Annotated in this window: 25 protein-coding genes and 1 pseudogene; 16 read left to right on the top strand and 10 right to left on the bottom strand. The window is 73.8% G+C overall.

What is annotated here, in order from left to right; all coding sequences use genetic code 11:
- Positions 1-66: 66 nt before the first annotated feature.
- Complete coding sequence (locus tag NWP10_RS04325) at positions 67-390, bottom strand: hypothetical protein (RefSeq protein WP_017489098.1); 324 nt, start codon at positions 388-390, stop codon at positions 67-69.
- Positions 391-515: 125 nt separating this feature from the next.
- On the opposite strand from NWP10_RS04325, the gene NWP10_RS04320 reads away from it, so the two are divergent.
- The 5 genes from NWP10_RS04320 (at position 516) to NWP10_RS04300 (ending at position 3,695) form a co-directional block, all read left to right on the top strand.
- Entirely contained in the window at positions 516-1,643 is a 1,128-nt protein-coding gene (locus NWP10_RS04320) for an NADH:flavin oxidoreductase/NADH oxidase (RefSeq protein WP_258299987.1), read from the top strand.
- A gap of 56 nt (positions 1,644-1,699) precedes the next feature.
- Entirely contained in the window at positions 1,700-2,239 is a 540-nt protein-coding gene (locus tag NWP10_RS04315; RefSeq protein ID WP_017489099.1) for an NUDIX hydrolase family protein, read from the top strand.
- Between the two features lie 2 nt (positions 2,240-2,241).
- Entirely contained in the window at positions 2,242-3,141 is a 900-nt protein-coding gene (locus tag NWP10_RS04310) for a DUF6707 family protein (RefSeq protein WP_234404112.1), read from the top strand.
- A gap of 218 nt (positions 3,142-3,359) precedes the next feature.
- Positions 3,360-3,518: a hypothetical protein gene (locus tag NWP10_RS04305; RefSeq protein ID WP_017489101.1), complete on the top strand. Its 159-nt coding sequence runs from the start codon at positions 3,360-3,362 to the stop codon at positions 3,516-3,518.
- Positions 3,519-3,530: 12 nt separating this feature from the next.
- Entirely contained in the window at positions 3,531-3,695 is a 165-nt protein-coding gene (locus NWP10_RS04300) for a hypothetical protein (RefSeq protein WP_017489102.1), read from the top strand.
- A 65-nt stretch (positions 3,696-3,760) separates the two neighbouring features.
- Here NWP10_RS04300 and NWP10_RS04295 read toward each other — a convergent pair whose 3' ends face one another.
- On the bottom strand, positions 3,761-4,768 hold the full coding sequence (locus NWP10_RS04295) for an FUSC family protein (protein WP_258299986.1): 1,008 nt from the start codon (positions 4,766-4,768) through the stop codon (positions 3,761-3,763).
- A gap of 322 nt (positions 4,769-5,090) precedes the next feature.
- Here NWP10_RS04295 and NWP10_RS04290 point away from each other — a divergent pair, with 322 nt between their 5' ends.
- Positions 5,091-5,663: a GNAT family N-acetyltransferase gene (locus tag NWP10_RS04290; protein WP_258299985.1), complete on the top strand. Its 573-nt coding sequence runs from the start codon at positions 5,091-5,093 to the stop codon at positions 5,661-5,663.
- Positions 5,664-5,828: 165 nt separating this feature from the next.
- Positions 5,829-6,635, top strand: a complete 807-nt coding sequence (locus NWP10_RS04285) for a glutamine amidotransferase (RefSeq protein WP_258299984.1) — start codon at positions 5,829-5,831, stop codon at positions 6,633-6,635.
- An 11-nt stretch (positions 6,636-6,646) separates the two neighbouring features.
- Here the strand turns inward: NWP10_RS04285 and NWP10_RS04280 are convergent, their stop codons facing one another.
- Genes NWP10_RS04280 through NWP10_RS04275 form a run of 3 tightly spaced genes read right to left on the bottom strand, consistent with a single transcriptional unit; the run spans position 6,647 to position 7,879 of the window.
- Complete coding sequence (locus tag NWP10_RS04280; RefSeq protein ID WP_258299983.1) at positions 6,647-7,147, bottom strand: DUF4411 family protein; 501 nt, start codon at positions 7,145-7,147, stop codon at positions 6,647-6,649.
- Between the two features lie 58 nt (positions 7,148-7,205).
- Positions 7,206-7,667, bottom strand: coding sequence for an ImmA/IrrE family metallo-endopeptidase (locus NWP10_RS12485; protein ID WP_375162465.1), 462 nt, complete (start codon positions 7,665-7,667; stop codon positions 7,206-7,208).
- Positions 7,668-7,684: 17 nt separating this feature from the next.
- Positions 7,685-7,879, bottom strand: a complete 195-nt coding sequence (locus tag NWP10_RS04275; RefSeq protein ID WP_258299982.1) for a hypothetical protein — start codon at positions 7,877-7,879, stop codon at positions 7,685-7,687.
- Positions 7,880-7,942: 63 nt separating this feature from the next.
- On the opposite strand from NWP10_RS04275, the pseudogene NWP10_RS12435 reads away from it, so the two are divergent.
- Both NWP10_RS12435 and NWP10_RS04265 read left to right on the top strand, forming a co-directional pair.
- Positions 7,943-9,794: pseudogene (locus NWP10_RS12435) on the top strand (type ISP restriction/modification enzyme).
- The gene (locus NWP10_RS04265; protein ID WP_258299981.1) at positions 9,794-10,342 is read left to right on the top strand and encodes a hypothetical protein; all 549 of its coding nucleotides are present in this window, start codon (positions 9,794-9,796) and stop codon (positions 10,340-10,342) included. The pseudogene NWP10_RS12435 and the gene NWP10_RS04265 overlap by 1 nt, the downstream one beginning before the upstream one ends.
- Positions 10,343-10,540: 198 nt before the next feature.
- Here the strand turns inward: NWP10_RS04265 and NWP10_RS04260 are convergent, their stop codons facing one another.
- Positions 10,541-11,470, bottom strand: coding sequence for a helix-turn-helix transcriptional regulator (locus tag NWP10_RS04260; protein WP_017488888.1), 930 nt, complete (start codon positions 11,468-11,470; stop codon positions 10,541-10,543).
- A 287-nt stretch (positions 11,471-11,757) separates the two neighbouring features.
- On the opposite strand from NWP10_RS04260, the gene NWP10_RS04255 reads away from it, so the two are divergent.
- Both NWP10_RS04255 and tgt read left to right on the top strand, forming a co-directional pair.
- Complete coding sequence (locus tag NWP10_RS04255; RefSeq protein ID WP_309137694.1) at positions 11,758-14,805, top strand: S8 family peptidase; 3,048 nt, start codon at positions 11,758-11,760, stop codon at positions 14,803-14,805.
- A gap of 125 nt (positions 14,806-14,930) precedes the next feature.
- Positions 14,931-16,277: a tRNA guanosine(34) transglycosylase Tgt gene (tgt, locus tag NWP10_RS04250; protein ID WP_158492961.1), complete on the top strand. Its 1,347-nt coding sequence runs from the start codon at positions 14,931-14,933 to the stop codon at positions 16,275-16,277.
- 104 nt (positions 16,278-16,381) lie between these two features.
- Here the strand turns inward: tgt and NWP10_RS04245 are convergent, their stop codons facing one another.
- Entirely contained in the window at positions 16,382-17,596 is a 1,215-nt protein-coding gene (locus NWP10_RS04245) for an acyl-CoA dehydrogenase family protein (RefSeq protein WP_258299980.1), read from the bottom strand.
- A gap of 117 nt (positions 17,597-17,713) precedes the next feature.
- On the opposite strand from NWP10_RS04245, the gene NWP10_RS04240 reads away from it, so the two are divergent.
- Entirely contained in the window at positions 17,714-18,319 is a 606-nt protein-coding gene (locus tag NWP10_RS04240; protein WP_258299979.1) for a TetR/AcrR family transcriptional regulator, read from the top strand.
- Positions 18,320-18,341: 22 nt separating this feature from the next.
- On the opposite strand, the gene NWP10_RS04235 is transcribed toward NWP10_RS04240, so the two are convergent.
- The 3 genes from NWP10_RS04235 to NWP10_RS04225 form a co-directional block, all read right to left on the bottom strand.
- Positions 18,342-18,980, bottom strand: a complete 639-nt coding sequence (locus NWP10_RS04235) for a GNAT family N-acetyltransferase (RefSeq protein WP_258299978.1) — start codon at positions 18,978-18,980, stop codon at positions 18,342-18,344.
- Positions 18,981-19,118: 138 nt separating this feature from the next.
- Positions 19,119-19,442 carry a putative quinol monooxygenase gene (locus tag NWP10_RS04230; RefSeq protein ID WP_017488882.1) on the bottom strand — a complete coding sequence of 108 codons (324 nt, stop codon included), beginning with the start codon at positions 19,440-19,442 and terminating at the stop codon, positions 19,119-19,121.
- Positions 19,439-20,065, bottom strand: coding sequence for a DUF4126 domain-containing protein (locus NWP10_RS04225; protein ID WP_258299977.1), 627 nt, complete (start codon positions 20,063-20,065; stop codon positions 19,439-19,441). Before NWP10_RS04225 ends, NWP10_RS04230 begins: the two co-directional genes overlap by 4 nt.
- 155 nt (positions 20,066-20,220) lie before the next feature.
- Between NWP10_RS04225 and NWP10_RS04220 the strand changes: the two genes are divergently transcribed.
- The 4 genes from NWP10_RS04220 to NWP10_RS04205 all read left to right on the top strand — a co-directional run bounded on the left by NWP10_RS04220 (position 20,221) and on the right by NWP10_RS04205 (position 23,723).
- Entirely contained in the window at positions 20,221-21,066 is an 846-nt protein-coding gene (locus tag NWP10_RS04220) for a hydroxymethylpyrimidine/phosphomethylpyrimidine kinase (protein WP_158493525.1), read from the top strand.
- Positions 21,067-21,091: 25 nt separating this feature from the next.
- On the top strand, positions 21,092-22,057 hold the full coding sequence (locus NWP10_RS04215; RefSeq protein ID WP_258299976.1) for an Lrp/AsnC family transcriptional regulator: 966 nt from the start codon (positions 21,092-21,094) through the stop codon (positions 22,055-22,057).
- A 101-nt stretch (positions 22,058-22,158) separates the two neighbouring features.
- A complete protein-coding gene (locus NWP10_RS04210; protein ID WP_017488878.1) occupies positions 22,159-22,917 on the top strand; it encodes a DUF5058 family protein in 759 nt (252 codons plus the stop codon).
- A 59-nt stretch (positions 22,918-22,976) separates the two neighbouring features.
- The gene (locus NWP10_RS04205; RefSeq protein WP_258299975.1) at positions 22,977-23,723 is read left to right on the top strand and encodes a hypothetical protein; all 747 of its coding nucleotides are present in this window, start codon (positions 22,977-22,979) and stop codon (positions 23,721-23,723) included.
- Positions 23,724-23,809 lie beyond the last annotated feature (86 nt).

The following is a 23,809-nucleotide window of genomic DNA, read 5'->3' as shown; positions in this document are numbered from 1 at the left end:
CCCGCTGACCGGCCGGCCCCGGGGAACGTTCGAGGGCTCGGGCGGGGGCTCGGTCGGGGGTCCTGCTCAGCGCTCGGGCGAGGGCGGCACGGGGACCCACCGGCCGCCGTCGCGCCGCAGCACGTCCAGGCCGCCCGTCACGGCGACGTCGGCCACCGCCTCCGCCATCCGCCGCGCCACCTCGGCGGCCTCGGCGTCCTCCCCCGCCCGGTGCGAGCCGGGCACCGTGAAGCGCAGCACGATCCGCGGGACGCGCGCGACGACCTCGATGTCCTTGGCCGCGAGCACGTGCGTGGCCTGGACGGCCGCCTCGGCCAGGTCCATGACCTCTTCGGGCCGGTGGCCGGGCAGGAGATCGCCGATCTGCAGGCGGGCGCGGTAGGAGGGCATGGGCCCAGGGTAGGGGTGGACGCAGCGACGGTGACGACTTCTCTCGTCGCATGGGCCGGCCCACCCTTCCGCCCGCGGCGGACGCGTGCCCTCCCGTGTCCGGACCCGCTCGTAGGGTGGGGTGCATGACTCAGACCGCCACCCCGCTGACCGACGCCCCCGCCGTGCCCGCGATCTTCGGACCGATCGAGATCAACGGCGTGCGCGTGCGCAACCGCCTGATCCTGCCGCCGATGTGCCAGTACTCGTGCGAGGCGCGCGACGGCGTCCCGCACGGTTGGCAGTTCCAGCACCTGGGCGCCCGCGCGGCCGGCGGTTTCGGGATCGTGGTGGCCGAGGCCACCGCCGTCACGCCCGAGGGGCGCATCTCCCCGTGGGACACCGGCCTGTGGAACGACGAGCAGCGGGACGCGTGGGCGCCGATCGCCGAGTACATCGCCTCCGAGGGTGCCCTGCCCGCCATCCAGCTCGGCCACGCCGGCGCCAAGGCCTCCACCGTCCCCATGCACCCGGGCGCGCCCGCCGGGCAGCCGATCCTCGAGGGCCCCGACTCCTGGGAGACCCTCTCCCCCTCCGGCGTGGCCACCAACTCCATGGAGATCCGCACCCACGCGATGCGGGTGGACGAGATCCGGGAGACCGTCCAGGCCTTCGCCGACGCCGCCGAGCGCGCCGACCGTGCCGGCTTCGGTGCCGTGCAGCTGCACGCCGCCCACGGCTACCTCATCCACCAGTTCCTCTCACCGCTGACCAACACCCGGACCGACGAGTACGGCGGGGACTTCGAGGGCCGCACCCGCTTCCTCAAGGAGGTCGTGGCGGCCGTGCGCGAGGTGTGGCCCGCAGACAAGGTCCTCGGCATCCGCATCTCCGGCTCCGACTGGGTCGAGGGCGGCTGGAGCATCGAGGAGACCGTCCGCCTGGCGCAGGAGCTGCAGGGACAGGTGCACTGGTTCGATCTGTCCTCCGCGGGCATCGGGGACACCTACGAGGGCCCCCAGGGCCCGGGCTATCAGGTGCCGCTGGCCACCGCCGTGAAGGAGGCCACCGAGGGGATCGTGGTGTCCGCCGTCGGCTCGCTGACCGGCGCCGAGGAGGTCGCAGCCGTGGTGGACGAGGACCGCGCCGACGCCGTCTGCGTGGGCCGCGCCGCCCTGGCGAACCCGAACTGGCCGACCGCGGCCGCCCTCGCGCTCGACGTCCCCTCGGAGCAGGTGCCGATGGCCCGGCAGTACTTCCGCGCCAAGTGGTGAGCGGAACACGCGGGACCCGGTGTGCCCCCGGCGCGGAACTCCGGTAGAACAGAACCATGAGCGTGCGCACCCCCGACCCGAATCCGGGCTGGCTGTCCGACGAGGACCTCTACGAGGCCCGGCGTCGGCTGCCCATGGTGTATGTGGAGGCCATCCCGGTGCGGCTGGACTCCCTCGGTTACGTCACCGAGATCGGCCTGCTCTACGTGGCGGACGAGACCGGCACGTTCCAGCGGACGTTCGTCTCCGGCCGCGTCCAGTACCGGGAGACCATCCGCGCCGCGCTGATGCGCCACCTGGAGAAGGACCTCGGCCCGCTCGCCTTCCCGCAGCTGCCGCCGTCGGTGGTCCCCTGCACCGTCGCCGAGTACTTCCCGGCGCCGTCCGAGACCGGGCTGACGGACGACCGCCAGCACGCCGTGGCCCTGGTCTACGTGGTGCCGGTGACGGGTGAGTGCCAGCCGCGCCAGAACGCGCTCGAGCTGACCTGGCTCACCCCCGAGGAGGCCCTCGGCCAGGACATCCAGGCCGAGTTCATCGGCGGCCGCGGGGACCTGGTGCGCCAGGCCCTCGCCCACGTGGGATGGGGGCGCTGAGCATGGCCCCGATCGCCGGCGGTTACCTCCGCCATCTGAAATCCCAGGACGTGCAGCCCGGGGACAGCTTCCTGACCCGCCGCGGCGAGCCCGCCCCGCCCGTGGCGTCGACCCGGGTGATGCGGGACGACTTCGGCACCCCCGCGCTCGTGATCGCCACCCTCGAGGGCGGCCGCGAGGTCAAGATCGCGCACGGCTCCGTGATCCGGGTCCGCACGGACCGCCCGGAGGAGCGCAGGGCCGTCCCGGACACCACCTTCTCCCCCGTGGACGCAGGCTCCCCCGAGGAGCGGATCGTCGCCGTCGGCAAGCGGCACCTCGAGGACACCGAGCTCACCGCCACCGCCGCCCGGCTCTCGCACGGCCTGAACCTGCGCTCCGGCTCCCAGCTGGAGGACCTGTTCGGCATGGCCGAGCGCCTCTACCTGCTGCACGAGGACACCGAGGGCACGCTCGCGGCCCTGGGCCTGCTGACCAATCTGCCGTGGGACGGCGCCGTGGGACGCTGGAAGTCCATCCAGGCCGGCCTGGCCCTGGCCTCGCAGATCCTGCGGGACGAGGGCGAGCACATCGTGGCCGCGAACCTGGGGAAGCGGCTGCACGAGGCGGACGAGGTCCCCTCCGAGCCCGGCCGCGCCGCGCGCGTGCTCGAGGTGCGCCAGCGCCAGCTCAACGAGCCGCAGCTCTACGACCGCGAGATCTCCCGGGCCCTGCAGGCCCGCGACGCCGAGGCAGAGTACCGCTGGCGGCGCGCCCGGTTCGCCCAGCTGCTCTACCTGCGCGGCCGCGGCGGCTCCGAGACGCTCACGGACGCGGACCTGGACTCGCGGATCGCCCGCGAGCTCGGCACACTGCGCGGCCTCGCACGCGACCTCGACGCGAAGACCGCCGCGCGCTCCTGATCCGGCGCCCCGGCGCTCCCCCTGCCCCAGCGCTTTCGTGCGGGAAACGGGAGCCCGCCGGGGCGCTTTCGTGCGGGAAACGGGAGCCTGCCGGGCCTAGACTCGGCCCTCGGGCCATCCCCCTCGGCGGCGGACCCGTCCCCTCGGACGTCCGCCCCACGAGCGCCCTTCCGCCCGCCCACGCCGGCTCGATCCCACGAGCCCCGGAAGGCCCACCCATGACCCCGCAGCCCGAGCCCCGCCTCGACGGCACCGCCGACCACTACCGCGACCCGGAGGGCAACCTCGTGGAGCGCAAGGACGACCGGCGCACTTTCCTCACGCGGACGCAGATCTCGGCAGCCGGGCTCGCGCTCGTCATCGCCTCCTTCACGTGACCGGCCTGCCTCGTGGTCCCCGGCGCGCTGCTCGCCCTCGTGGGCGTCATCCAGTCCCACGAGTACCGCGGCTATTCGCACTGGGTCGGACTGCTCGTCGCGGCCGTGGGGATCGGCGGCGGGCTGTTCCACCTGCTGAGCCTGGCCGGCGACCTCGGCTCGTTCCTGAGCCGCTGACGCCTCGGCGCCAGGCGGACGACGGCGGCGCCCCGGGCACCCCGCACCCCTCGGCGGGCCCCTGCTCAGCTGCCAGACGGGCGGACCACCGGAATCTCGCGCGTCGGGTCCGTGGAGCCCCAGACCCACCGCCGCCACGCCCACGGGAAGAGCCCGCACACGATGCCCACGATGGCGCCGATCACGGTCTCCACGCCGCGGTCGGCCAGGTGCTGCAGTCCGCCGGCGGCCATGAGCGAGCCGGCCCCGCCCGCGGTCACGCCCACGAGCATGGTGGACAGCAGGGCCAGCGGCGTCACCACGGTCTGCGCGATCACGTACTGCCGCGCGATGTACAGCTCCGCCGCCACCTGCAGCACCGCGATGATCAGCACCAGCACGATCACGGGCGGGTCCAGCAGGATGATGCCCGCGGTGAGCACCAGCCCCAGGAACGTGCCGATCACGCGCTGCAGGCCGCGGCTCACCCGGTACCGGGCCGAGTGCCCCACGAGGGGCACGACGGCGGCCACCATCGCCCAGTAGTTGTGGTGCACCCCCGCCGGGGCCGCGAGCAGGGTGGCCACCACGCCGGCCACGCCGGCGGCGACCACGTACCAGGCCGCCTCCCACAGGATCAGGCGGCGGGCGCCGTCGTCGTGGAGCACCGTGTCCGGCCACACGATCTGGTGGCGCCGCCCCGGGTGCACCCGCGAGGCCATGCCCACCGCGAGCGCCCACACGAACGCGCAGACGCCGGCCACCACGGTGGTCCACAGCACCAGGCCCCAGGGGTCGGCCTGCTCGGAGACGCCCAGGTGGCCGGCAAGCGTGGCCGCGGCGAGCACCGCGAGCATGAGGCCGCCGCCGTGCAGCTGGGCCTGCAGTCGGGGACCGTGCTGCAGGTTGCGCCCGTAGATGCCGGTGAAGGCCCCGAACACGGCGTACACCGCGAGGTCCATGCGGTGCGTGGCGAGCAGGACCAGCAGCGGCACGAGCACCGTGACGCCCACGCGGAGGCCGACCTCGTGGTCGCGGTCCGCGGGCGCGATGGTGAACAGGCCGGGGATCGGGTTGACGGCGGCCAGGCGCACGCGGCGGGTCCCTTCGGCGGGTCGTGGGGGTCCGGGGGTGGGACAGATGGAGGGGCGGCGGCGGGCGGTCCGGTCCTGGGAGTGAAGCCGCGACGACGGCCGGTCCGACTCCCGCGGCGGACGTGAGATCGGGCGCGGGGGCGGGTGGCGGACGCCACGCGGCTCCCGGCCGGCGCCGGCTGGGCGGGGTGCCTCCCGTTTCCCGCACGAAACGATCGGGAGAGGCTCCCGTTTCCCGCACGAAGGCGGTGAGGGCGGAGGGGGGGAGCAGAAGGGGTGGCGTGGCTCACATTCCGGGCCCCGCGGCGACTATGCTCCCGGCATGACCGGCACCGCTCGCGCCCAGCTCCGACCCCTGCACTCCGACGACGCCGACGCCGTCCTCGAAGGCTTCCGCTCCGACCCCGTGGGCATGGCACGCCAGGGCGACGTCTCCGACGAGGCCACCGCGCGTGCCTACGTGGACCGGCTGTTGGAGTCCGAGGCGATGGACGCCGTCGCCATCGTGGACCCGGGCACGGACCGGCTGATCGGCCTGGTCACCGTGGTCCGGGATGAGGAGAACCGCTCCGGGTGGTTCGCGTACTGGCTGAACTCCGCCTGGCGCGGGGACGCGATCATGGCGCGCGCGGCCGCGACCGTCGCGGACGCGGAGCTCGCCGAGGGCGGCCTCGAGCGCCTCGAGCTGGGGCACCGGGCGAACAACCCGACGTCCGGCGCCGTGGCCCGCGCGGCCGGCTTCCTGCATGAGGGCACGCAGCGCGGGCACTTCCTCATCGACGGCCGCCGGCACGACGTGCACCTGTACGGCCGCCTGGCGTCGGACCCGCACCCCGAGGAGAAGGTCCGCCCCCTGCCGTGGGCCTCGGACGAGCGGCCCTGGTCCGGCCGCTGACGCCGTGGCAAGGCTCCCGTTTCCCGCACGAAAGCACCGATCACTTTCGTGTGGGAAACGGGAACGGGGGTGGGAAGGCTCCCGTTTCCCGCACGAAAGCGTGGGGGCGGTGCCACGGGGCGTCGTCCCGGCGGTCCCGGGTCCGCGCCCCGCTAGTCTGCGAGGATGAGCACCCCGTCCGCGCCGCAGCCCGCCCCGTCCGCCGACGCGCCGCCGTCGGGACGGCCGTTCCTGCTCATCCAGACCCGCCCCGAGGACGAGGCCGCGCGCGCCGAGGAGGAGGCCGTCCGCCACCTCGGCGGCTTCGCCGAGCACCAGCTGTCCGCCCTGCGCCTGGACCGCGCCCTCGACGCCGACCCCGACGCCCGCCAGGACTGGGCCGCGCTCGTGGCCGGGCACGCCGGCGTGATCCTCTCCGGCAGCCCCTACACCTCGTCCGTCCCGCAGGAGACGAAGGACGAGCTGCAGGTGGCGGTCGAGCTCGAGCTGGGACGCATGCTGGACGCCGTCCTCGACGCTGACGCCCCGTTCCTGGGCTGCTGCTACGGCGTGGGCACGCTCGGCGCGCACGCCGGCGGCACCGTGGACGGCACCCACGCCGAGCCCGCCGGACCCACCGACGTCACTCTCACCGAGGCCGGCGCCGCGGATCCGCTGCTGGAGGGCCTGCCACCACGCTTCACCGCCTACGTGGGGCACAAGGAGGGGCTGACGGTCCCGCCTCCGGGCGCCGTCGTGCTGGCGACCGGCGAGGCCTGCCCCACGCAGATGTTCCGCCTGGGACGGCGCCAGTACGCCACCCAGTTCCACCCCGAGCTGGACCAGGCCGGGCTCGTGGAGCGGCTGCGCATCTACCTGCACCACGGGTACGTGGACCCGGAGGACGCCGAGAACACGTTCGCGCGCATCGAGTCGACGCCGGCCCCCGAGCCGCCGCGGATCCTGGAGAACTTCCGTCGCGTGTTCGGCTGAGGGGTCCGGGCTCAGGAAGCGGGAGAGAGGACCAGCATCAGTCCTCCGGTCGCCCGCAGGGCGCCAAAGAGGTCGACGCACGGGACGCCGACCGCCTGGCAGACATCGGGGATCATGACCCGCTTCTTGGACTCGGGCCGCGACTGTTCTGACGTCACCACTGCGTGGCTGCCGCCGTGCGCCTGGGCGATCAAGAAGAGGTCGCCGGCGCCTGCGAGGAACTCCTGCCTCGCGGCGGCAGTGTACTGTGCCTGGCCGTGGACCCAGGCGGCCAGCTGGGCGATGCTCCCCGGCACGGCCGCTCCGGGCTGGACGAAGAAGGACGGGCGTGCGGACGCCCAGTCTGCGAGTTCATCGTGTCCGCGCTTGAGTTCCTGTCCGACAGCCTCCACGCTGGCCAGCAGGCCCGCGGCATGGCCACGATCGAGCCAGTCCCAGAACCCCGGCGCGAAGTCGAACGCGTCGTACGTGTTCTTCGCCTGGATCAACGTGTCGGCGTCCAGCAACAACATCACGCGACCCCTGCCTGCCGGCCCATCTCATGCGGCACCTCGATCTTGTGCGTGCCCATCAGCCGCATTGCCTCGCGGTAGCTGGTGTGGCCCTCGCGGGTGCTCCGCAGCACCGCGCGGATGAGCGGCTTCCCAGTCGTACGGTCGCGGTCCGGTAGTAGTCGCCCCCGCTCTCGCGTCGCCGACGTGGCGTGCGCCCCGGCGCATCCGCGTCCTGCTCCTCGAAGTGCCTGGAGACGACGTCCTCGCTCACCAGCCCCGCCACACGCAGGCGAAGGTAGATGACGCTGCGGCTGACGCAATACCGGGCCGCGAGGTCCTCCACCAGCTCCGCCAGCGGCACGCCGGCAGAGTCTCGGCGAGCACGTCGGACCTCGTCCAACGGCACCAGGGCCGCGGACGCCACGCGGTTGCACCAGGCCTCTTCCCCCGTCCCGCCCCGCAGCCGACTGCCGGAGACGGCGCTGTGGCCCAGAACGATGTGCGCGGTTTCATGGAGGAGCGTGAAGTGCTGTGCCACCGGCGCATCGGTGCCGTTCACGAAGATGAGGGGGCAACGGGGTCGCTGAGCGCGAAACCACGGAAGTCCTGCGGATCGAGCGCACGACTGGTGTTGCCGCCGACGATGCCGCTGATCATGACCAGCAGGCCGAGGCCTTCGAGCTGCTGCCCGGGCCGTACTCGGTGGCGCACCTGCGCATCGGCCAGCGCCTGGCGGAGGCCCAGGGGCATGCCTTCCAGGCCGAGGAGATCGGCGTGTACCTGACCGACACCCTGGAGGACCCGTCTGCGGGCATGCCCACGGGGCTCTTCGGCGACGCACGGGTGCTGGCGGAGGCTGCCGAGTCGGCCCGCCGCGTCAAGCGCGATCAGCAGATCACGGTGGCGATCGGCAACCCGCCCTACGACCGCGTCACCTCCGGCACGGGCGGCTGGGTAGAACAGGGCAGCGGCTCCGGGGACGCGTTGTTCGACGACGTCATCAAGCCGGCCCAGGACTCCGGCGTGATCTTCTCCGCCCAAGCGTCCCTGTACAACCTGTACGTGTACTTCTGGCGCTGGGCGATCTGGAAGGCGTTCCAGCAGGACCCCAAGGACCACGCGGTCTTCTCCTTCATCACGGCCTCGTCCTGGCTGACGGGTCCGGCGTTCGTGGGGCTGCGACGGCTGGCTCAGGCAACGGCGAGCGAGATCTGGGTGATGGACCTCGGCGGCGAGGGGCGGGGAGCCCGCAAGGAGGAGAACGTCTTCGACATCCAGACCCCGGTGGCCATCGTGACGCTGGTGCGCACCGGCAAGGCGGCGCGGGAGGCGATGGTCCGTTACCGGCGGCTCCGAGGCACGCGGGCGGAGAAGTTCGCGGCGCTGGACCGGATCCAGCGCCTGGACGCCGCCGACGGCTGGGAGCAGGTCTCGGCGCCCGACGGCGCACCCTTCGTGCCGTCGAGCGGCGGCGAGGAGTGGACCGCCATGCCCCTGCTGGCGGACCTGTTCCCCTGGCAGCAGCCGGGGATCAAGTTCAACCGCGCCTGGCCCGTGGCGCCGGACCCGCAGACCCTGCGCCGGCGCTGGCGGGTGCTCCTTGCCGACGACGACGCCGACGCCCGGTTGGAACGATTCGTTCCGGGCAGTTCCGGGCGGACCATCCACACCGCCGTGGCCGGGCTGCCGACTCTGGCGAGCCTGCCCGTCGATGCCGACCCTGAACCCGTGGTCCGGCTAGCGTGGCGGTCCTTCGACCGCCAGTGGACCTTCGATGACCCTCGCCTGGCGAAGACGGAGAGCCCGGCGCTGTGGCAGGCGCTGTCCGACCGCCAGCTGTTCCTCGTCTCCCCCAAGACCGCGCGGACCAGCGGTGGCCCCGCGGTGACGGTCGCCACGGCAGTTCCGGACCTGCACCACTACGTCGGCTCGTTCGGCGGCAAGGACGTCATCCCGCTCTACCGGGACGCAGGAGCCGCCGAACCCAACGTCACCTCCGGTCTGCTCGAACTGCTCGCGGATCGCCTCGGGCACGACGTGACGCCCGAGGACCTGGCCGCCTATGTGGGGGCCGTGGCCGCTCACGACGGATGCGTCACTGTGGGATGCCGCCGTCGCCCTCGGCGAGCGTCTGCTGTGGCTGCAGACCTACGGAGAGCGCTTCACGTCCGCCGACCGGCCCCGCGGGCGGGTCCCCCGCGTCCCCGGGCTCGGCTGGTCCGAGGCGGTCACGCAGATCCCTGCGGACACGGCCTCCCTCTCCTATGACGCCGCTTCCCGCGAACTGCGCGTGGGAGACGGCGTCATCACCGGCGTATCACCCGAGGTGCGCGCGTTCTCCGTCTCCGGCATGAACATCGTGGACAAGTGGCTCGGTGCCCGGACGGCCAAGGGCATCGGCAGAGCGGCAGGCAAGGCCGCAACGCCCCTGGACCGCATCCGTCCCACGGAATGGGCGGACGAGTGGAACGACGAGCTGCTGGACCTCCTCCGCGTACTGACGGAGACGGTGGCACTCGGCGACCAGCAGGCCGAGCTGCTCGCTGCGATCCTGGCCGGCGAGCTCATCACCGCCGCCGACCTTCCCGTCCCGACCGCAGCCGAGCGCAAGGTGCCCAAGACCATCAAGCGCGGGGTGTCTCCCCACCAGGAAGGACTCCTGTGATGGACGCCCTGGGCTGGACCACTCTCGCGATCTCCCTGCTCGCCCTCGTGGCCGCCGGCTGGTCGGCGTTCGAGTCCTGGCGTCTGGGACGGGTGGAGGGACAGCGAGACCAGCGCCAGGAGGACCGCGAGCGGCAGGAGCAAGCGCGACAGGTGGCCGCCTGGATGTGCGTCGTGGCCGAGCGTGAGCACAACCTCGCAGCGACGGTGCGTCGGCGGTGGTTTCTGGCCATCGAGAACTCGTCTCAGGTCCCCGTCTATGACGGACACGCGATGATCACCTCGAAATACCCCGTGCCTGCTCTCGAAGCGGCCATGTTCCCGCCCGGACGGACGTACTTCGAGCTCGGAAAGAACGAGTGGGGTTACGGCGTCCAATCCGATGAACTGGCCATCGTGCCACGGCCCCTGACCAACGCCGAGCGCTTCCGGGTCACGTCGCTGGCCTTCACCGATGCTGCCGGGACCCGCTGGACACGCGACGAGCAGGGGCGCCTCGCGGAAGGGCCGGCTGCAGCGGACAAGGGGGCCACGTCCACCGGGACATGACGGCACCCCCGCAAGACCTCAGCCCGGGAACGACGCCTCGGCCCGCTCCCGGCACGCGCAGCGTGGTCGCGTCCTCGGTGAGGTCCCCAGCGGTGGTCGTCAGAAGCAGGTGCTGAGCCCCGGCCGACGCTGAGCGACCTCGCCGCCGTTCTGCCCGGCGGTGATGTCGCTGGAGGTCGGTCGGCTCAATGCGTTCCCTCACACCCAGCCGCGGCGGGCCGCCTGCACGCCCAGCTGGAACCGGCCCTCGGCACCCACCCGGCGGGCGAGCTCGGCCAGGCGCCGCTGCACGGTGCGGTGCGAGAGGCCGACGGCGCGGGCCATCGCCTCGTCCGTCATCCCGGAGCTGAGCATCGCCAGGAGGCGCCGCTCCTGCTCGGTGAGGGCCGCGGCGTCGTCGTCCGGCCCCGCGACGTCGGCGATCGGCACCGCCATCTCCCACTGCAGCTCGAACAGCCGCACGAGCGCGTCCACCAGCAGGGATCCGCGCACCACGAGCCCCTCCCCCTGCCCGGCGACGCCGGCGAGGCCGATCAGCGCGACAGCATCGTCGGCGATCAGCAGCTTGAACGGCAGCCGCGGCAGGATCCGGCCGGTCTCTCCGGGTGTGGAGCCGAGCAGCTCCCAGCGCTCGGGCGGCTCGGACTGCAGGGACCTGCCCTCGAAGATCACGTGCCAGTGGACCCCGCGCTCCCAGGAGCGGGACTGCGCGGCCTCCGGCAGCGCCTCGGCATGGAAGTAGGGGCCGCGGTCGAAGCCGCGCACGATCCGCCGGGCCTGGCGGGTCAATTGCACGGCGGCCCCCACGATCTCCGTGCCGCCGACCACCACCTCGATCGCCTCCCGGCCCGCCCCGGGACGACGGCGGAACTCGCCCCGCAGGACCTCGGCGGCCTCGCGGAGGGCGTCGGCACGGGCCTGGGCTCGATGCGCCTCGGCGAGCAGGGGCCGGTGCGGCGGCATCACCGCGAGGGACCCGTCCTCGCCCCGGCGCACCAGGCCGAGCTCGGCGAGGCGGGCCACGGCGTCGTCGTCGAGCTCCTCGGCAGGTGTCTCGGGGCGCGCCAGGAGGGCGCGGAAGGCGGCGACGTCGGCCGGGTCCAGCCCGGCGGATCCCGTGGAGGTCACGGCCCCTCCCTTCTTCCGAGGTCGACGACGGCCCATCCGGCGTCGGTCGGACGAGCCCGGAGGGACCTCCGGGCCGACGCGCGAGACGGTGGCGGGATCCCGCCATGACGTGTTCACGCTAGCCCAGAACCATGTGTGACATCCGTCATGGTGCTGTGATGGGTGGCACGGCTTCGCGGGCCGCCCCGCACCGCATCCTGCACCTCTCACCGCAGCACCCAGCAGGGCGCCGCACCTCCGGTGCGGCCCGCGATCCCGACGTCATCCCACTCAGGAAGGGCCCCTCCATGACTCCCCCGCTCTCACGCCGCCACCGCGCGCTGGGCATGACCTCGGCACTCGCGCTGGTGCTCACCGGCGCCTCGGCCGCCGGCGCCACGTCCGGGACCGGCGCCCCCGCAGCCGCCGAGGCCGACGCCGTCACCGCCGTGACCCGCGCGGCCGGCACCGCCGACCAGGGGCCGCGCACCGCCCCCGAGGTCTTCGAGGACGGCGGCTACATCGTCCTCATGGCCGAGGCCCCGGTCGCCTCGTACGACGGCGGCACCCCGGGCTATGCGCCCACCAAGCCCGGCAAGGGGCTCGGCCGGGACAAGGGGTTCAACCCGAAGAGCGCGAACGCGAAGAAGTACGCCGCGCACCTGGAGCGCGGCCAGGACCGGGCGCTCGAGCGCGCCGGCGCCGAGGCCGCCCCGCACACCCGCTACACCACCAGCCTCAACGGCTTCGCGGGCGAGCTCACCGCCCAGGAGGCCGCCGCGCTCGCCTCCGACCCGGCCGTGCTCGCCGTGGTGCCGGACGAGATCCGGCAGCCGGACACCGTCTCCTCCCCGGACTTCCTCGGCCTCACCGGCAAGAAGGGCCTGTGGGCGCAGGTGGTGGGCAAGAAGGCGCCCGCCACGGACGCGGGGCGCGGCGTCGTCGTGGGCGTGGTGGACTCCGGCATCCGCCCGGAGGCCGCCTCCTTCCTGGACCGGGGCCACCCGGCGGCCCCGGCCGACTGGGCCGGCGGCTGCGAGACCGGCGACGAGGAGGCCTTCCCGGACGACTCCTGCAACGACAAGCTGATCGGCGCCAAGTACTTCGTGCAGGGCTTCGGCGCCGGGCGCCTGGCCCCCGTGGAGACCCTCTCCCCGCTGGACGCGGGCGGCCACGGCACCCACACCGCCTCCACCGCCGCCGGCAACGCGGGCGTGCCCGCCGTCGTCGACGGCACCCCGCGCGGCGAGATCTCCGGCATGGCCCCGGGCGCACACGTCGCCGCCTACAAGGCCTGCTGGGAGGGCGTGCCGAGCGGCGGCTGCGCCACCTCGGACACGGTGGCCGCGATCAACGCCGCCGTGGAGGACGGGGTGGACGTGCTCAACTACTCCATCTCCGGCACCACCTCCAACGTGGTGGACCCGGTGGAGGTGGCGTTCATGCACGCCGCCGCGGCCGGCGTGTTCGTGGCCGCGTCCTCCGGCAACTCCGGCCCCACCGTCTCGACGACGGCGCACCCCTCCCCGTGGATCACCACCGTGGCCGCGTCCACCCACGCGGTCTACGAGCAGACCCTCGTCACCGGGGACGGCCAGCGCTTCATCGGCTCGTCCATCACCGCGCCCCTCGAGGCGGAGACCCCCATGGTCCACGCCGCCGACCTCGCCGCGGACGGGGTCGACGCCGCGCGGGCCGCGCTCTGCCTGCCCGGCACCCTCGACGCCGCGGCGGCCGCCGACATGCTCGTGGTCTGCGACCGCGGCGAGAACGCCCGCGCCGAGAAGTCCCAGGTGGTGGCCGACGCCGGCGGCGCGGGCATGGTGCTCGTGAACGTCTCCGACTCCGGCCTCAACGCGGACCTGCACGCCCTGCCCGCCGTGCACCTGCCCCACACCGAGCGCGACCGCCTGCTGGCCTACGTGGACACCGAGGAGCCCACCGGCCGCATCCTGCCCACCACCGAGGGCACCACCACCCGCGTTCCCGAGGTCGCCGGGTTCTCCTCGCGGGGCCCGTCCCTGGCCGCCGCCTCCGACCTGCTCAAGCCGGACGTCTCCGCGCCCGGCGTGGACGTGCTCGCCGCCTACTCCCCGGACGAGGCCGGCGAGGACTTCGCCTACTCCTCCGGCACCTCCATGTCCTCCCCGCACGTCGCCGGCCTGGCCGCACTCGTGAAGCAGGGCCGCCCGGACCTCGGTCCCATGGAGATCAAGTCCTCCCTGATGACGACGGCGGGCGACCACGCCTCGGCCACCTCCCCGTTCGCCGAGGGCGCCGGCTTCGTGGACCCCACGAAGATCCTCGACCCGGGCCTCGTCTTCGACACCGACCAGGGCGACTGGTACGACTACCTCGCAGGCCAGGGCATCGTGTTCTCCGGCAGCGGCGAGCCCGTCTCCGAGACCCCGATCGACGCCTCGGACCTCAACGTCCCCTCCATCGCCGTCGGCGAGCTCTACGGCTCGCAGACCGTGACCCGCACCCTGAAGAACGTGGGCGGCAACAACGGCGTGTGGACCGCCCGCGTGGAGGGCATGGAGGGCATGGACGTGTCCGTGTCCCCGCAGGTGATCCAGCCGCGGCGCGGCCAGGAGCAGGACGTGGAGATCACCCTGACCGCCGCCGGCGCCCCCGCCGGCCAGTGGGCCACCGGGCACGTCGTGTGGTCCGGCCCCGCGGGCAAGGAGGTGCGCATCCCCGTGGTCGCGCGCCCCGGTGTCGCCGACGCCCCCGCCTCCGTGACCGTGGGCCGGGACGCCGACGGGCTGGAGCTGCCCGTGCTCTCCGGCGTGGACGGCACCTTCACCACCCGCGTCAACGGCCTCACCGCCGGCACCGAGCACATCGGCACCACCGTGCGCCGCACGTTCTTCGACTCCACCGACCCGGCCCTGACCGGGCACGACTTCGCCTACCCGCGCGGCTACCCCACCGTGCGGATCGAGGCGGAGACCTCGGCGGAGGACGTGGACCTGGACGTCTACGTCACCGGCTCGTGGACGTCCTACCCGGTGGCCCGCTCCGTCACGCGCGGCACCGGCATGGAGGTGTTCCAGGGCCCGATCTACAGCTCGGCCCCGCAGCACCGGATCTTCGTGGTGGCCAAGACCGGCGCCGACGGCGTGGAGCACGACGAGCCGATCGACTACACCCTGCGCGTGTTCTTCCCGCAGGCCGGCGCCGGCGACAACGGCGTGCTGAGCTTCGACCCGGCCTCGGCCGCGGTGAAGCCCGGCCAGACCCACGTCTTCCACGGCACGCTGGACACCGACGGCACCAGCGTCTACACCGGCACCGTGGACATCCTCCACGAGGGGAAGGTCGTGGACACCACGCAGATCCGCGTGCAGTGACGCGGCGGCGGTGGCGGCGCGCCCAGCGCGCTCCGTCGCCGCACGCCCGTCGCCACGACGACGGCAGGGGCGGCCTCCCTCGGGGGCCGCCCCTGCCGCCGTCCCGCCCCACTACCCTGGAACCCATGCCTGACACGTCCCCCGGCCCCGCGCCGTCGTCGTCCTCCTCCGGCGCCCCCGCGCACCCCTCGCACTTCGGCTTCGAGGTGACCCACCGGCTCGAGGCGGGCGGCGTGGACGGCGCCCCGCTCGGCCGCACCGGCGTGATCAGCACGCCGCACGGGCAGATCCAGACCCCCGCGTTCATCCCCGTGGCCACGCAGGCCACCGTCAAGGCCGTGCTGCCGGAGTCCATGGCCGAGCTCGGCGCGCAGGCGCTGCTGGCCAACGCCTACCACCTGTACCTGCAGCCCGGCGACGACCTGCTCGACGAGGCCGGCGGCCTCGGCGCCTTCATGAACTGGCCCGGCCCCACCTTCACCGACTCCGGCGGCTTCCAGGTCATGTCCCTGGGCTCCGGGTTCAAGAAGGTCATCGACATGAAGGGCCCCTCCGCCCCGGACGGGCAGGGCGCCGACGACGCCGTCGCCCCCGGCAAGGAGCGCCTCGCCAACGTGGACGACGACGGCGTGTGGTTCAAGTCCCACCTCACCGGCGACCGCCACCGCTTCACCCCCGAGGTCTCCGTGGGGATCCAGCACCGCCTCGGCGCCGACGTGATGTTCGCGTTCGACGAGCTGACCACCCTGCACAACTCCCGCGGCTACCAGGAGGAGGCGCTCGAGCGGACCCGCCGCTGGGCGCAGCGCTGCCTCGACGAGCACGCCCGCCTGACCCGCGAGCGCGCCGACCGCCCCTACCAGGCGCTGTTCGGCGTGATCCAGGGCGCCCAGTACGAGGACCTGCGCCGCAAAGCCTGCCGGGACCTCGCGGGGATGCGCACGGAGTTCGCCGGCGGCGGCGACGTCGACGGCGTGAGCACCGGCTTCGACGGCTACGGCGTGGGCGGGGCCCTGGAGAAGGAGAACCTCGGGACCATCGTGGGCTGGTGCGCCCAGGAGCTGCCCGAGGACAGGCCGCGCCACCTGCTCGGCATCTCCGAGCCGGACGACCTGTTCACCGCCGTCGAGAACGGCGCCGACACCTTCGACTGCGTCTCCCCCACCCGTGTGGCCCGCACCGGCGCGTTCTACACCCGAGACGGCCGCTACAACCTGCCCGGCGCGAAGTACAAGCGCGACTTCGGTCCGCTGGACCCCGAGTGCGACTGCTACACGTGCGCCCACTACTCCCGCGCCTACATCCGCCACCTGTTCAAGGCGAAGGAGATGGTGGCGCACACCCTCATCTCCATCCACAACGAGCGGTTCACGGTGTCCCTGGTGGACCGCATCCGCGCATCGATGCAGGACGGCACGTTCGCCGACCTCAAGGCCGAGACCCTCGGGCGGTACTACGCGCCAAAGGGCTGAGGCGGGGGGCTCCGGAGTCAGGCGGGGCCGCGAGGCCGGGGCTCACGCGGGGCCAGGCGGGGCCGCGGGGCGCCGTCGTCGTCAGGCCTGCCCGCCCCCACGCGTCAGGCGAAGGCGCCGATCCCCGTGATGTCGCGGCCGATGATCAGCCCCTGGACCGTCTCGGTGCCCTCGTAGGTGTGCATGGCCTCGATGTCCGCGAAGTGGCGGGCCACCTCGTTCTGGATGAGGATGCCGTTGCCGCCGAGCATGTCGCGGGCGTTGGCGGCGATCGAGCGGGCCGCGCGCGTGGCGGAGTACTTGGCCAGGGAGGCCATGGGCCCGGTGAGGCGGCCCTCGTCCTCCAGGCGCGTGGCGCGCAGCACGAGCAGCTGCACCTGCGTCAGCTGGGAGAGCATCTCCGCGAGACGGGTCTGCACGGTCTGGGCGGAGGCCAGCGGCCGGCCGAACTGGATCCGCTGCCCGGCGTACTGGACGGCGGCCTCGTAGCAGCCCACGGCCTGCCCGAGCGCGGACCACGCCACGCCCACGCGGGTGGCGAAGAGGACGCGCGAGGTGTCCTTGAACGAGCGGGCCTCGGGCAGGACGTCGGCGTCGGGGACGAACACGCCGTCGAGGGTGATGTGGGCCTGGTCGATGGCGCGCAGGGCCACCTTGCCCTTGATGACCTCGGCCGTGTAGCCCTCGGACTCCTGGCGGACGATGAACCCGCGGACCTGCTCGTCCTCGGCGCTGCGCGCCCAGACCACGGAGACGCCGCCGGCGGCGCCGTTGCCGATCCACTTCTTGTGCCCGCGCAGCCGCCAGCCGCCGTCCACGCGCTCGGCGCGGGTCTCGAGGGAGACGGAGTCGGAGCCGTGGGTGGGCTCGGTCAGGGCGAACGCGCCGTAGAGCTCGCCGCGGGACATGGCGGGCAGGAGCTCGGCACGCTGCTCGTCGCTGCCGCAGAGCTGGATGGAGCGCATGGCCAGGCCGCCCTGCACGCCGGCGACCGTGGCGATCGAGCCGTCCAGGCGGGACAGCTCCATCATGGCCAGGCCCGCGGCCACGCGGGAGACCTCGGGCAGCCCGTCCACGGGCACGCCGTCGCGCAGCAGGTCGGCCGCGCCCAGGCGGGCGACGAGGTCGATCGGGTACTCGTGGCGGTCCCAGGCTTCGCGGATCCGGGGCAGCACGTCCGGCTCGAGGGCGAAGGCGCGGGCGCGGCGCCAGACCTCCTTCTCGTCGTGGGAGACGTCCCCGAGCGCGAGGTAGAAGTCGGTGTCGAGCGGCGCGGCGACGTCGTAGTCGGGCTCGGCGGTGGGCAGGTTCTCGGTCATGGCGGAGCCTCCGGGGCTGGGTCGGGTGTCAGCTGTCACCCTACACGGAGTGACACGGAATCTCACCGAGTCAGACGGAGTCTCACCAGAGTGTCCGCACATGGCACGATGGCCCGCATGTCGACGCCCGCCGAGGACACCCTCACCGCCCTCATCCACCTCCTGGATCGCCAGGGCTACGACGCCGTCACCGCGGACCAGCTCGCCCGCGAGGCCGGCATGAGCCGCGCCAGCTTCTTCCGGAACCTGGGCGGCAAGGAGGAGGTGGTCTTCGCCGACCACGCGGCGCTGCTCGCCCACCTCGAGGAGTTCCTGCGGGGCACCGCGCTCGGGGTGCGCGAGGCCCTCGACGAGGCCGTCCTCCAGGTCTTCCGCCACCACACGCGCGACCCCGAGCGGGCCCAGGCACGCGCCCGCCTGCTGCGCGGCTCGCAGGCGCTGCGCACGCGCGAGCTGCTCACCTCGCACCGCTACGAGGAGCTGTTCTCGGCCTGGCTCGCGGACGCCCTGCCGGACACGCCCGCCCGGGGCGGGGTCGCCGTCGGGCTCGCGGCGGCCGTGGTGGCGGTCCACAACCGCGCGCTGCGCGCCTGGCTGCACTCCCCCGACGACGACGCCGAGGCCGGCCTGCGCGCGGACCTCGCCGAGGTCGTCGCGCGGCTCACGGCCGAGCCCTCCGCCGCCGAGCGGACACTGGAGGCGGTGCGGCGGCTCCTCGGCTGACGCGCGCGGGCGGCGCCGCCGCTCAGGCGCGGCCGGCCACCTGCGCGTTCTCCGCGCCGAAGGCCGGCGGGTAGCGGAACTCGCCGGAGGGCACCTCGGCGTCGTCCTGGAGCGTGAGCACCTGCAGGGCCTCGGGCTGGTCCGCGAACGCGGCGGTGACCCCGTGCTCGGCGCCGGGGCGGAAGCCGAACTTCGCGTAGTACTCGGGCCAGCCGTAGACCACCACGACCTTCTCGCCGTCGCCCTGGGCCTTCTGCAGCAGGGCGTTGACGATCGCGGTGCCCGCGCCCTCGCCCTGATGCTCGGGCAGGACGCCGTGCGGCGCGAGGGCGAGCACCTCGGCCTCGCCCACGTGGGCGCGCACGAGGGTGCCGTAGCCCATGGGGTCGGACTGCAGGTCGGTGCCGGGGATGGAGGCGGTCATGGCCACGAGGGAGTACTGCGGCAGCCAGCCCTCGCCGCCGCCGGCCAGCTCCTCCACGAGGTCGGCCTCGGCGGAGGACTCGAACGTGAGCTCGGCGATCTGGCGGATGGCGCGACGGTCCGCCGGGTCCTCGTGGTCGGCCACGCGGGTGGACCAGCGGTGGCCCAGGTCCTGCCCGGCGGGGACGTGCGCGGCCCGGTAGGCGGGAATCTGGGTGCTGTTCTGCTCGGTGCTCATGCCCCCACCGTAGCCCCGGTGTGATGCGGAACACAGAGGCGGCGCCCATGCGTCGTCATGATGACGCGGGCGCCGCCCCGGGGGCGCGCGCCGCGCCTCCCCCTGCACTCCCGGACCCCGGGCGGGCCCGGCCGCGGGTCAGTCGATCTGCAGCTCGCCCATGGGGCCGAAGCCCTCGGCGTCCACGTGCTCGGAGATGATCTGCGGGGTGCTCGCCAGCAGGGGGCGCATGGCGTCGATGCCCTCCTGGAAGTGCGGCGACTCCACGTGGGCCTTCGCGCCCTCATCGGTGAACCCCTCGATCAGGAGGTACTCGTTGGGGCCGCCCTCCACCGGGCGGTACCACTCGAAGAACAGGTTGCCGGGCTCGGAACGCACGTCCGCGGTGTACTTCGCGACGGCGTCCATCCACTCGTCGGCACGCTCGGGCTGGACGGTGAACTTCAGGTTGATGAGGATCATGCGGTCCATTCTGACCCGCCCGCGGCGGCAGCAGCACGGCCTCGCGTCCGCCGAGCGCGGAACCGCCGGGCCAGCAGCCACAGGCCCACGACGACGGCGACCACCAGCACGGCGACCAGCACCGGCAGGAACAGCGCGGCCGCGACGAGGCCAGCGGCCGAGACATCCTCGGCCGCCGAGAGCACGGGCGCGGCGGCCCCCACCGTGACCGTGTTCGCGCCCACGCGCGTGCCCGCCTTCGCCAGGTGCACCGCGAGCGCAATGCCCGCGCCGATGAGCACCGGGACCCAGCCGGACCCGCCGAACAGGGCGCCGGGGTCGTGGACCGCCGTCGTCTCCGTGCCGACGCCCGAGGCGAACACGATGCCGCCGGCCGCGGGGCGCACGACGGTCTGGACGGCGTCGTTGACCGCGTCGACCCCAGGGAACTTGTCCGCCACGACCTCGAGCAGGAGCAGGACGCCGAGGATCCAGAGGGAGGCGTCGGCGGAGAGCCAGGTCCAGCCCGCGGGCAGGTCCACGAGGCCCGTGAACCGGTCCAGCAGGCCCAGGGCCAGCATGGGGATGTAGGCGTTGAGCCCGGCCGACGTGGCCAGACCCGTGCCGGTGAGGAACTCGAGCACGCGCCCCCTCCTTCGCGGGCCCCTCGGGGCGCCCGGGCGGGCGCGGGTGTGCCGAGGGCCCTGCCCACAGTGAACACCATCGGCACGCTCAGGCTTCCCGTCCGGCGTCCCCGCGGGCGGGACGCGCGCCGCCGTGCGGGCCCTACGATGGCCCCATGTCGCAGACCGCCCCCGCCTCCCAGAACCACGACGCCGTCCCCGCCCTCGCCCTGGCCATCGCCGGGTCCGAGGCCACCGGCGGTGCCGGTGCCCAGGCCGACCTCAAGACGTTCCAGGAGCTGGGCGTCTTCGGCATCATCGCCCTGACCTGCATCGTCTCCTTCGACCCGAAGGACGACTGGAACCACCGCTTCTTCCCCGTGCCCACCGAGGTGCTCGAGCACCAGCTCGAGGCCGTCCAGCAGGACTACCCGGAGCTGCTGCGCACCGTGAAGCTGGGCATGCAGGGCTCCCCGGAGGTCATCCGCACCTCGGCCGCGGCCCTGCGCCGTCAGGAGTGGGACCACGTGGTGCTGGACCCGGTCCTCATCTGCAAGGGCCAGGAGCCGGGCCACGCGCTGGACACGGATCAGGCGCTGAAGGCGGAGCTGCTGCCCCTGGCCACCTTCACCACCCCGAACCACTTCGAGACCGAGCAGCTCTCCGGCATGACCGTGCACTCCGTGGACGACCTCGTGGCCGCCGCGCGGCGCATCCACGAGGTCTCCGGCGCGGCCGTCCTGGCCAAGGGCGGCATGCACCTGCCCGGCCCGGACGCCGTGGACGTGTTCGTGGACGCGGACACCGTGGAGGTGCTCTCCGCCCCGAAGATCGGCGAGGCCGGCGTCTCCGGCGCGGGCTGCTCGCTGGCCGCCGCGGTGACCGCTGAGCTGGCCAAGGGCGCGACACCGCTCGAGGCCGCCCGCCGCGCGAAGGAGTTCGTCCGCTCCGGCATCGAGCAGGCGGTGGCCGGGCGCACCCCGTTCGCCGCGCTGTGGCAGGGCGGGCTGCGCGGCGCCTGAGCGCGGGCGCCCCGGCCCACCGCCCATGACGACGACGGCGCTCACCGGCCTCGACCTGCGGATCGCCACGGCGCTGCAGGTCGACCCGCGCGCGCCCTGGCGGCGGATCGCCCGCGTCCTGGACGAGCCGGAGCGCTCGGTGGCCCGTCGCGGTGCGGCGCTGATCGAGACGGGCGCGGTGGTGGTCGCGGGGATGCGGGTCCGCGCCGAGACGGCGCTGCTGAGGGTCGAGGCCGCGCCGGGGATCGCCCGCGTGACCACGGAGGCGCTAGCCCAGCGCGCGGACACCACGTTCGCCTACGCCGTGACGGGCGGGGCGGACTGCGTGGCCGAGCTGATCTTCGACCCGGGCCGGATGCGCCCGGTGCTGGTCAACGAGCTGCCCGCCACCGTGGGCGTCGTCCGCGCCAACACGTACCCCGTGCTGCGCTACTTCCGGACCATCCGCAAGTGGACCACCGGCGCGCTCAGCGCCGAACAGGTCGCCGCGCTCAGCGGCGAGGACGGCCCCGAGCTCTCCGCGATGCACCCCACGCTCGACCCGCTCACCGGCACGGACCTGCGGCTCGCCGAGGCCCTCGAGGCGGACGGCCGGGCCACCATGGACGTGCTGGCCCGCGCGGCCGACGTCTCGGAGTCGACGGCGGCCCGCCGCGTGGCGGCGCTGCTCGGCTCGGCGCGGCTCCAGGTCCGTGCCCTCGTGGAGCCGTCGGCGGTGGGGCTGCCCGTCGAGGCGCTGCTGTGGATGCGCGCCGCCCCGGGGTCCGTGGAGGAGCTGGGCCGCCGCCTGGCCCGGGACCCGCGGGTGCGCTACGCCGTCGCGGTGGCCGGCGAGCACCAGGTGGTCGCGGACGTCACCTGCCGCACCAACCAGGAGCTCTACGCCCTGATGACGTCGTCGGACTGGGCCCCGCTGGCCGATTCCGTCGACACGACCCTCGTGCTCCACGCACGCAAGCGGGGCGGGCGCCACCGCGCGTGGGAGGGGTGACGGATCCGGCCACATCCGTGGCCGATCCTCCAGATCGTTGCCGGTGGACGTGAGCGGCATCACAGTGGTGCGAGCACCGTTCCACCGACCCGGAGGCGATCATGCCCCTGCTCACGCGCACCGTGGACCCCCGGTCCTCGGACGTCCTCTCCCTCGCGAACTCGCCCGTCCTCTGGGTCTTCGCCCTGGGCGTCTTCGCCGTCATCATCGTCCAGTCCGCCCTCTACGTGCGGGCCGCGCGCCGGGCCGCCCCCGGCCTCGGCATCGAGCGCGCGGAGCTGTCCACCGCGTTCCGCTCCGGGGCGATCGCGTCCGTGGGCCCGTCCCTGGCCGTCGTCGTGGTGGCCATCGCCCTGCTCGCCCTGTTCGGCACCCCCGCGGTGCTCGTGCGCATCGGCCTGATCGGCTCGGCCGCGTTCGAGACCGGCGCCGCCAAGATCGCGGCCGAGTCCGCCGGCGCGCCCCTGGGCGGGCCCGGCTACGACCAGCACGTGTTCGCCCTGGCGTTCATCACCATGTCCCTGGCCGGCGCCGGCTGGATGGTGGCCACCCTGCTCTTCACGCCCCTCCTCAAGCGCGGCTCCGCGCGCCTCTCCGATGTGAACCCCGTGGTGCTCACCGTGATCCCGGCCGCCGCCCTGCTGGGCGCCTTCGCGGGCCTCACCCTCGGGGAGTTCCCCAAGTCCCCCGTGCACGTGATCACCACGGCCGTCTCCGCCGCCGTCATGCTCCTGCTGCTCCTCGTGGCCCGCGCCCTCAAGGCCGACTGGCTCAAGGAGTGGGCCCTGGGCATCTCGATCATCGTGGGCCTCGCCGCCGCCTATCTCGCACACCAGGCCCTGCTCGCCCCCGCGGCCTGACGCGCCGCCCACACCCTCCCGTCGCCGCCCCAGACCACCCCGTCCCCCCGGAGGACCCCATGACCACCACCGCCGCCGCCCCCGTCACCGCGCCCGCCCCGGACGCCATGGCCGGCTTCGTGCGCACCACGAGCCGCGTGGGCACCGCCACCATGCTCGTCGGCCTGCTGCTCTCGCTCGCCGGCCCCGCCTACCTGTACTTCTTCACGGACCTCGGCGTCACCCCGCAGGAGATCCTCAAGGCCTACGTGGCCGTCGCCCTCGTGTTCGGCGTGCTCTGGATCGTGGAGCCGCTGTCCTACTTCCCCGTGCTGGGCTCCTCCGCGATGTACCAGGCGTTCATGATCGGCAACATCTCCTCCAAGCTGCTGCCGGCCGCCGTCGTGGCGCAGGACACCGTCAAGGCCCGCCCGGGCACGCCCCGCGGCGACGTGGCCGCCGTGATGGCCATCTGCGGCGCCGCCACCGTGCACCTGCTCAGCCTCTTCGTGTTCGTGGGCCTGCTGGGCACCTGGCTCGTCTCCGTGCTGCCGGCCGACCTCATGCTCGTGGTCGGCACATACATCCTGCCCGCCGTCCTCGGCGCCGTGTTCGTGCAGGCGATCATGTCCTACAAGGCCCCGCGCACCACCCTGATCGCCCTCGCCGTGGGCGCCCTCATCACCTTCCTGGTGGTGCCCGCGGTGCCCGCCCTGAAGTTCGTGGGCGTCCCGCTGACCGTGGTCCTCACCGTGGTGCTCGCCTGGTTCGCCCGGCCCCGCACCGCCCCGACCCGCGCGGACGACGACGTCGAGCTGCACTACTGACCGCCGCGGCCCGGCGCCGGCGCGCCGGACCCGCCCCCCCCCCGCCCCGCCCCCGCCCCGCGCCCCTCCGAGCAGGAGCCCCCACG

This window comes from Micrococcus sp. HG099 (assembly GCF_024723355.1).
Classification (GTDB): domain Bacteria; phylum Actinomycetota; class Actinomycetes; order Actinomycetales; family Micrococcaceae; genus Micrococcus; species Micrococcus endophyticus.
The sequence above is the reverse complement of the archived record's forward strand: the minus strand, read 5'-3'. Positions and strand labels throughout refer to the sequence as shown.

Bases quoted from the DNA above. Each gene is read 5' to 3' on its own strand.
- NWP10_RS04325 (WP_017489098.1), bottom strand. From the start codon at position 390: ATGCCCTCCTACCGCGCCCGCCTGCAGATCGGCGATCTCCTGCCCGGC.
- NWP10_RS04320 (WP_258299987.1), top strand. From the start codon at position 516: ATGACTCAGACCGCCACCCCGCTGACCGACGCCCCCGCCGTGCCCGCG.
- NWP10_RS04315 (WP_017489099.1), top strand. From the start codon at position 1,700: ATGAGCGTGCGCACCCCCGACCCGAATCCGGGCTGGCTGTCCGACGAG.
- NWP10_RS04310 (WP_234404112.1), top strand. From the start codon at position 2,242: ATGGCCCCGATCGCCGGCGGTTACCTCCGCCATCTGAAATCCCAGGAC.
- NWP10_RS04305 (WP_017489101.1), top strand. From the start codon at position 3,360: ATGACCCCGCAGCCCGAGCCCCGCCTCGACGGCACCGCCGACCACTAC.
- NWP10_RS04290 (WP_258299985.1), top strand. From the start codon at position 5,091: ATGACCGGCACCGCTCGCGCCCAGCTCCGACCCCTGCACTCCGACGAC.
- NWP10_RS04285 (WP_258299984.1), top strand. From the start codon at position 5,829: ATGAGCACCCCGTCCGCGCCGCAGCCCGCCCCGTCCGCCGACGCGCCG.
- NWP10_RS04280 (WP_258299983.1), bottom strand. From the start codon at position 7,147: ATGTTGTTGCTGGACGCCGACACGTTGATCCAGGCGAAGAACACGTAC.
- NWP10_RS04275 (WP_258299982.1), bottom strand. From the start codon at position 7,879: ATGCCCCTGGGCCTCCGCCAGGCGCTGGCCGATGCGCAGGTGCGCCAC.
- NWP10_RS04265 (WP_258299981.1), top strand. From the start codon at position 9,794: ATGGACGCCCTGGGCTGGACCACTCTCGCGATCTCCCTGCTCGCCCTC.
- NWP10_RS04255 (WP_309137694.1), top strand. From the start codon at position 11,758: ATGACTCCCCCGCTCTCACGCCGCCACCGCGCGCTGGGCATGACCTCG.
- tgt (WP_158492961.1), top strand. From the start codon at position 14,931: ATGCCTGACACGTCCCCCGGCCCCGCGCCGTCGTCGTCCTCCTCCGGC.
- NWP10_RS04245 (WP_258299980.1), bottom strand. From the start codon at position 17,596: ATGACCGAGAACCTGCCCACCGCCGAGCCCGACTACGACGTCGCCGCG.
- NWP10_RS04240 (WP_258299979.1), top strand. From the start codon at position 17,714: ATGTCGACGCCCGCCGAGGACACCCTCACCGCCCTCATCCACCTCCTG.
- NWP10_RS04235 (WP_258299978.1), bottom strand. From the start codon at position 18,980: ATGAGCACCGAGCAGAACAGCACCCAGATTCCCGCCTACCGGGCCGCG.
- NWP10_RS04230 (WP_017488882.1), bottom strand. From the start codon at position 19,442: ATGATCCTCATCAACCTGAAGTTCACCGTCCAGCCCGAGCGTGCCGAC.
- NWP10_RS04220 (WP_158493525.1), top strand. From the start codon at position 20,221: ATGTCGCAGACCGCCCCCGCCTCCCAGAACCACGACGCCGTCCCCGCC.
- NWP10_RS04215 (WP_258299976.1), top strand. From the start codon at position 21,092: ATGACGACGACGGCGCTCACCGGCCTCGACCTGCGGATCGCCACGGCG.
- NWP10_RS04210 (WP_017488878.1), top strand. From the start codon at position 22,159: ATGCCCCTGCTCACGCGCACCGTGGACCCCCGGTCCTCGGACGTCCTC.
- NWP10_RS04205 (WP_258299975.1), top strand. From the start codon at position 22,977: ATGACCACCACCGCCGCCGCCCCCGTCACCGCGCCCGCCCCGGACGCC.